Origin of the sequence: Marinimicrobium sp. UBA4209 (assembly GCF_002381585.1) — a bacterium.
Lineage (GTDB): Bacteria > Pseudomonadota > Gammaproteobacteria > Pseudomonadales > Cellvibrionaceae > Marinimicrobium > Marinimicrobium koreense.
In genome coordinates, this window is the sequence record NZ_DFTP01000023.1 from 1 (window position 1) to 6,827 (window position 6,827).

General features: G+C 60.9%; 8 protein-coding genes. 3 read left to right on the top strand and 5 right to left on the bottom strand.

Features of this window, described 5'->3' with window-relative positions; translation table 11 throughout:
- Nucleotides 1-25 precede the first annotated feature (25 nt).
- Together ftsE and ftsY are read right to left on the bottom strand one after the other, a co-directional pair.
- A complete protein-coding gene (ftsE, locus tag B3187_RS03860) occupies nt 26-694 on the bottom strand; it encodes a cell division ATP-binding protein FtsE (protein ID WP_024461579.1) in 669 nt (222 codons plus the stop codon).
- Between the two features lie 17 nt (nt 695-711).
- Nucleotides 712-1,890: a signal recognition particle-docking protein FtsY gene (gene ftsY, locus B3187_RS03865; RefSeq protein WP_286804659.1), complete on the bottom strand. Its 1,179-nt coding sequence runs from the start codon at nt 1,888-1,890 to the stop codon at nt 712-714.
- Between the two features lie 79 nt (nt 1,891-1,969).
- On the opposite strand from ftsY, the gene rsmD reads away from it, so the two are divergent.
- The 3 genes from rsmD to B3187_RS03880 all read left to right on the top strand — a co-directional run bounded on the left by rsmD (nt 1,970) and on the right by B3187_RS03880 (nt 4,099).
- On the top strand, nt 1,970-2,584 hold the full coding sequence (gene rsmD / locus B3187_RS03870) for a 16S rRNA (guanine(966)-N(2))-methyltransferase RsmD (RefSeq protein WP_349678195.1): 615 nt from the start codon (nt 1,970-1,972) through the stop codon (nt 2,582-2,584).
- 82 nt (nt 2,585-2,666) lie between these two features.
- Nucleotides 2,667-3,158, top strand: coding sequence for a pantetheine-phosphate adenylyltransferase (coaD, locus tag B3187_RS03875; protein ID WP_024461582.1), 492 nt, complete (start codon nt 2,667-2,669; stop codon nt 3,156-3,158).
- Between the two features lie 2 nt (nt 3,159-3,160).
- On the top strand, nt 3,161-4,099 hold the full coding sequence (locus B3187_RS03880) for a DMT family transporter (RefSeq protein ID WP_286804660.1): 939 nt from the start codon (nt 3,161-3,163) through the stop codon (nt 4,097-4,099).
- On the opposite strand, the gene mutM is transcribed toward B3187_RS03880, so the two are convergent.
- The 3 genes from mutM to B3187_RS03895 form a co-directional block, all read right to left on the bottom strand.
- The gene (gene mutM, locus B3187_RS03885) at nt 4,090-4,902 is read right to left on the bottom strand and encodes a bifunctional DNA-formamidopyrimidine glycosylase/DNA-(apurinic or apyrimidinic site) lyase (RefSeq protein ID WP_286804661.1); all 813 of its coding nucleotides are present in this window, start codon (nt 4,900-4,902) and stop codon (nt 4,090-4,092) included. The genes B3187_RS03880 and mutM overlap by 10 nt on opposite strands.
- 175 nt (nt 4,903-5,077) lie before the next feature.
- The gene (phoR, locus tag B3187_RS03890) at nt 5,078-6,367 is read right to left on the bottom strand and encodes a phosphate regulon sensor histidine kinase PhoR (protein ID WP_286804662.1); all 1,290 of its coding nucleotides are present in this window, start codon (nt 6,365-6,367) and stop codon (nt 5,078-5,080) included.
- Between the two features lie 61 nt (nt 6,368-6,428).
- On the bottom strand, nt 6,429-6,827 hold a 399-nt coding region (locus B3187_RS03895), incomplete at its 5' end, for a winged helix-turn-helix domain-containing protein (protein WP_286804663.1).

The window sequence follows — 6,827 nt, forward strand, 5'->3', positions numbered from 1 at the left end:
TTACGGGCGGTGGGTCGACGGGGGCTCACGGCAGGACTCCATCGTGAGCCACCTGACCGCCGGAGAGGCCGAGCACCCGCTTGTTCATACGCTTGAGCAGGGCCAGGTCGTGGCTGGCGATCATCACCGTCACGCCCACTTCGTTGAACTGTTCGAACAGATTCATGATGTCGGCAGACAGTTCCGGGTCGAGGTTACCGGTCGGCTCATCCGCCAGTAGCAGCGGCGGTTTGTTGACCACGGCCCGGGCAATACCCACCCGCTGCTGTTCACCGCCGGAGAGCATGATCGGATTGTGCCGCTCTTTACTGAGCAGCCCCACCTTGTCCAGCGCCGCGCGCACCCGACGGCCCACTTCCGAGGCCTGATAGCCGGCAATCTGCAGGGGCAGGGCGACGTTATCGAACACCGTGCGGTCGAACAGCAACTGGTGGTTCTGAAAGACCACGCCCACCTTGCGGCGGAAGTAGGGAATATGTCGGCGGGACAGCCGGTTGAGGTTGCGATCGTCGATGAACACCTGCCCCTGGGTGGGCCGTTCCATCAGCATGATCAGCTTCATCAGGGTACTTTTACCCGCCCCGGAGTGACCGGTGAGAAACAGCATCTCCCCCCGGGCCACGTCGAAGCTGACCCGGGAAAGGGCATCCTGGCCGCTGCCGTAGCGTTTGCTGACGTTATCGAACCGAATCACGCGGACACTCTCCTCGGTCAGCCGCGCTGCTCGCCAAACAGGGCATTGACGAACGGCTCGGCGGCGAAGGGTTGCAGATCATCCACCCCCTCGCCGACGCCGATAAAGCGCACCGGCAAATTGAACTCCTTGCTGAGCGCGAAGATCACACCGCCCTTGGCGGTGCCATCAAGTTTGGTCAGCACCAGCCCGGTGACGCCGGCGGACTGAATGAATTCCCGCGCCTGACTGACCGCGTTCTGGCCGGTGCCTGCATCGAGCACCAGGAGCACTTCATGGGGGGCGGTCTCGTCAATTTTGGCCATGACCCGTTTGACCTTGGCCAGCTCGTCCATCAGGTGACTTTTGTTGTGCAGTCGACCGGCGGTATCGGCAATCAGCACGTCGGTACCGCGGGCCTTGGCGGCCTGTAGCGCGTCGAACACCACCGAGGCGCTGTCCGCCCCGGTGTGCTGGGCGATCACCGGCACATTATTGCGTTCACCCCAGACCTGGAGCTGCTCGACGGCGGCCGCCCGGAAGGTATCCCCGGCGGCGAGCATGACTTTTTTGTCCTGGTTTTGCAGATGCTTGGCCAGCTTGCCGATGGTGGTGGTTTTACCCACGCCGTTCACACCCACTACCAGAATCACGTAAGGGGTTCTGGATGAGTCAATCACCAGGGGCGACTCCACCGGCGCCAGCAGTTCGGACAACTGCTCGCGCAGGGCCTTGAAGAGGGACTCGGGGTCATTCAACTGCTTGCGGGCGACCCGGTCGGTCAGGTTGTCGATGATGTCGGTGGTGGCCTCATAGCCCACATCCGCCACCAGCAATTGGGATTCGATTTCTTCCAGCAGCTCATCGTCGATGGTCTTGCTGCCCAGAATTAGATTCCCCAGCCCCTCGGAAAAGTGGCTGCTGGTGCGGCTCAGGCCGGCCTTGATACGGGCGAACAGGCCTTTTTTGGGCTTGGGGTCTTCCGGGGTGTCGCGGGCCGGGTCGGACGCAGCCTCTTGGGGCTCTGCCTCTCCAGACTCTGCGGGCTCTCTATACGCTGAGGGCTCCCCAGACGCTGAGGGCTCTTCAGGCGCTGAAGGCTCTCTATACGCTGAGGGCTCTACCGACTCAGGCGCCTCCGGTGACGATGCCTCGGATGAGGGTTTCTGGCCTTCGGACGCCTCGGGCGTAGGCTTCTTGCGTTTGAAAAACAACATAAGCGAACGGGTCTACCTTTAAGGAACGGGCGGAAAGGCGCTATCCTACCACTTCTACCCGGTTCAGAGAGAGGCCCCATTGACCCGCACCCGAAAAGCGCCCCAGCGAAGCGTGACCCAATCCGCAAAACCCACCCCGGGCAGCCAGCCCCTGCGCATTATTGGCGGTCAGTGGCGGGGCCGCAAACTCACCTTTCCGGCGGTGGACGGGCTGCGCCCGACCGGCGATCGGATTCGCGAAACGCTGTTCAACTGGCTGGCCCCCTTCCTGCCCGGCGCCCACTGTCTGGACCTGTTTGCCGGCTCCGGAGCCCTGGGGTTTGAAGCCCTGTCCCGGGGCGCCGATGAAGCCCTGCTCCTGGAGCGAGACCCCAACGCCGCCGCTCAGTTGCGCGAGAATCTCAAGACGCTGAAAACTACCGCCGGCGAGGTGATTCAGGCCGACAGTCTCGAGTGGCTCACCACCGCGCCGGCCACGCCGTTTGATGTGGTCTTTGTCGACCCGCCGTTTCAACACGACCTCTGGCAGATCAGCATCGACCGCCTGTCCGAGGGCGGCTGGCTGACGCCGGATGCCGCGGTCTATATCGAGTCAGAACCGGACACCCCCATCGTCGTCCCAGAACACTGGCACCTGCATCGGGACAAAATCAGCGGACAGGTGCGCTATCGGCTATATTTCGTAGACCGCTGACCGGCACGCACCGGAAACTGGCGCCCCGGGGGCAAATTCATTACCATCACCGCCTTTGATGACCGCAACCAAGAGACTTCCCATGCGCACAGTGGTTTATCCCGGCACTTTCGACCCGATTACCAATGGCCATATCGACCTGGTGGAAAGGGCCTGCCGACTGTTTGATCGGGTGATTATCGGTGTCGCGGAAAGTCCGCGTAAGCGCCCTCTCTTCAGTCTGAACGAGCGCGTCTCCCTGGCCCGGGACACCCTCAGCCACCTGAGCAACGTCGAGGTGTGCGGTTTCGATTCCCTGCTGGTGGACTTTGTCCACGAAAAAAAGGCCCAGGCCGTGCTGCGCGGTTTACGGGCGGTTTCCGATTTCGAATACGAATTCCAGCTGGCCAATATGAATCGCGCCCTGGAACCCAACATGGAAAGCCTGTTTCTGACGCCCGCCGAACACCTGTCTTTTATCTCTTCATCTATTGTACGGGAGATCGCCAGCCTCAACGGCGACGTCAGCAAGTTTGTTCCCCACCAGGTTGAAACGGCACTGGCCCACAAGTTCGGCCACAAACCCCACCACTGAGCATGATCCGCGACTCGCTTTTCGGTCGCCGCCCCTGGGTCATCGCCACGGCGGTGTTCTGCTGTTTTCTCTGGGGTAGCGCCTATCCCGCGATCAAAACCGGCTACCAGTTGATGGCCATGGCGGCCACCGACACCGCCTCCCAGATGCTGTTTGCCGGCTACCGGTTTCTCGGCTCCGGCGTCATTCTGCTGGTATTGGCGGCCCTGATGGGCAAATCCCTGTGGCGCTTCTCCGCCCGCGAGTGGGGTCAGCTCGCTCTGCTAGGGCTGCTGCAGACCACGCTTCAGTATGTGTTCTTTTATATTGGCCTGGCGAACGCCACCGGCGTCAAGGCGGCGGTCATGAACTCCACCGGCACCTTCTTTACGGTGCTGCTCGCGCATTTTATTTACCGCAACGACAAGCTCAGTACCGGCCGCAGCCTCGGATGCCTGATCGGCTTTGCGGGGGTGGTGCTGATCAACCTGGGGCAGGGCCCCCTGGACTTTGATGTCACCCTGCTGGGCGAGGGTTTTATCGCCATCGCTGCCCTGGTGCTATCGATCTCGCTGATCTACGGCAAGCGCTTGTCCCAACACATCGACCCGATGGTCATGACCGCCCAACAGTTGACCATCGGCGGCGTGGTTCTGATTGGTATTGGGTTGAGCGGCGGTGGAGATATTCCCCGGCTTACTGCCACCAGCGGGGTGTTGTTTTTCTATCTGATGGCACTGTCCGCCGCGGCCTTTGCGCTGTGGAGCTTCCTGCTCAAGCACAACCCCGTGGGGCAGGTGATTCCCTTCCAGTTTCTGATTCCGATCTTCGGCGCGGGCCTCTCGGCGCTGTTTCTCGGGGAAACCATCCTGGCCTGGAAAAACCTGCTGGCATTGATATTGGTGTGCGGGGGGATCTGGTTGGTGACGCGGCCCGCATCACCCGTGAGCGTTCAGCGCTGACAGTCGGTGCAATACACCGTCGTCCGGTTGTTCATCCGGATTTCTTTCAGCGCCTTACCGCACTGCTTGCAGGGCTCGGTGCCTCGGCCATAAACCAGCAACTGCTGTTTGAAGTAGCCCGGCTGGCCATCGCCGCCAACGAAGTCCCTCAACGTAGTGCCACCTTGATCAATGGAGCGTTGCAGCACAAATCGAATTTGCGCAACCAACAGTTCGCTCTGCCGCTTGGTCAGCGTTGAGGCTTTCCGGATGGGCTTGATTCCCGCCATATACAGCGCCTCGTTGGCGTAGATGTTTCCCACCCCCACGACGGTTTTGCTGTCCATCAGAAACTGCTTGATGGGAACCCGGCGCTTGCGGCTGCGCTGGAATAAGTAGTCAGGCGTAAAGTCCTCTCCCAGCGGTTCCGGCCCGAGGCTTGCCAGCAGGCTGTGCCCGTAGGGGTCCGATTCTACCCAGAGCAGACAACCAAACCGGCGCGGGTCACAGTAGCGCAGCACACGGTTGCCAAAGGCGATATCGAAGTGATCGTGAAAGCGCGGCGGCTCGTCAGGTTTTACGATGCGCAGACTGCCGGACATACCCAGGTGAATCAGTGCAGTGCCACTGTCGAACCCCAGCAGCAGGTATTTCCCCCGACGTCCGACCTCGCGCAGTCGCTTGCCCTGTATTGCCGCCGCGAGCGGTTCGGATACGGGCCAGCGCAACTTGGGTTGGCGGACCGCGACCTCGGTAACGGTTCGGCCTTCGATGTGGGGGGCGATGCCCCGGCGGGTGGTTTCGACTTCGGGTAGTTCGGGCATAGTGTCCTGGGTACTGCTTTTTTGAGGGGAGCTTACTATAGCACGCTCGGCGGTAGCGTTAATCGACGGTGGTTTTATGCCACGACATGCGTGACCTGCGGTTGGGTAACGGCGGATGCGGCTGCGCCTTATCCGCCCTACGCGGCCCACGGGTGTGGGGCGCCGCATGGGCGCCTTACTCGGTGGGGGGCTGGCTGAAGATGCAGGTGAAGGTGCTGCCCACGCCCACTTCGCTGCTGATCTGCAGCTCGCCGTCGTGGCGCAGCAGGACGTGTTTGACGATGGCCAGGCCCAGGCCGGTGCCACCGGTGCCGCTGTTGCGGCTCTGTTCCACACGGTAAAAGCGCTGGGTCAGGTGCGGAATGTGTTTGCTATCGAAACCCGGGCCGTTGTCCTGCACGGAGAAAAAGATCTGCCGGTGCGCCTGCCACAAGCGCATGGCAATCTTGCCACCGGCCGGAGTGTATTTCACGGCATTGGTAACCAGGTTGGAGAAGGCACTGTGCAGTTCTTTTTCGTTGCCCATAAGCTGCAAGTCGGGCGACTCGCATTTCAGTGAAATTTCATGCCCCCGTTCGCCACTGAGAGCCGTGGCCTCGGAGCGAATCGCTTGCAGTAACGGTTCCAACTTCACCGGCTTGTGGTTGTAACCCGACTCCGTGGTTTCGAGTTTGGACAAGGTAATCAAGTCGTTGATCAACAGCGACATGCGCTTTGATTGCTGCTGCATCTGATCCAGCGCCCGCCGCCATGGCGGCGTCAGATCGGTACCGCTGTCCGACAGGGTTTCCAGGTAGCCACTGATGACGGTCAGCGGGGTGCGCAGCTCGTGGCTGACGTTGGCCACAAAGTCCTGACGCATCTGTTCCAGCTTATGCAGTTGAGTCACATCACGCACCACGATCAGTCGTTCGTTGCGGCCAAAGCGGGTGATCTGAAACTGCAGACGCTTGGAGGTGAAACGTGGCGAGGGAATTTCCAGCGGCTCGCTGTAGCTGCCCTCTTCGAAGTAATTCACAAACTTGGGGTGGCGAATGAAGTTGATGACCGATTTGCCCTGGTCACTGCTGTGAAAACCGAGCAACCGTTGCGCGGAGGGGTTCCACCAATCCAGACAGCCGCGCCAGTCGAGCACAATCACGCCATCGCGCAGCGCCGCGCTGGTTTCCTGAACACGGTTGATGACCGCCTGCAGGCTGTTTTTCTCCTGCACCTGACGGCGTTGCAGGTGATAGATATTGTCGAACAGGTCGCCCCAAATACCGCTCGATTCCGGTGGCGGCTCGTCATTGTTACGCAGCAACCATTTATTCAACCGGCGGATCTGCCACACCATCCAGGAGACGTACAGTAGACTGCCCGCCAGTAGCGCCCACACCACATGGTCGAACCAGAAGCCGACCAGGGCGCACAGGGAAAGGATTATCAGCAGGCGCCGAACTTCGACGCTGTAACCACGCAGCAAAATAACCGGCCTCTTCAGGGAGCCAATGCACAGGCCCCGCGATTCAACGGATGTTCAGGGATCAACCTGCCTGGGTCGAAAACCGGTAGCCGGTGCCGCGTACGGTCTGCACCAGATTCTCGTGGTCGTCTATGGCCAGAGCCTTGCGCAGGCGCCGGATGTGGACATCCACCGTGCGCTCCTCGACATAGACATTGCCACCCCAGACATGATCGAGCAACTGGCTGCGAGTATAAGCTCTTTCCTGGTGCGTCAGGAAGAACTCCAGCAACCGATACTCGGTCGGGCCAATATCCACCGGCCGGTTGTTGATGGTGACCCGGTGGCTGGCGGGGTCTAGGCACAGGCCCTGAACCCGGATGGGATTGCCGTTGACCTGAGGGTCGGCCCGGCGCAATACCGCTTTGAGGCGCGCCACCAACTCCCGGGGAGAGAAGGGCTTGGTGATGTAGTCGTCGGC

What these genes read in the sequence shown, in the direction of transcription:
- ftsY (WP_286804659.1), bottom strand. Translation starts at nt 1,890, where the DNA reads ATGTTGTTTTTCAAACGCAAGAAGCCTACGCCCGAGGCGTCCGAAGGC.
- coaD (WP_024461582.1), top strand. Translation starts at nt 2,667, where the DNA reads ATGCGCACAGTGGTTTATCCCGGCACTTTCGACCCGATTACCAATGGC.
- B3187_RS03880 (WP_286804660.1), top strand. Translation starts at nt 3,161, where the DNA reads ATGATCCGCGACTCGCTTTTCGGTCGCCGCCCCTGGGTCATCGCCACG.
- mutM (WP_286804661.1), bottom strand. Translation starts at nt 4,902, where the DNA reads ATGCCCGAACTACCCGAAGTCGAAACCACCCGCCGGGGCATCGCCCCC.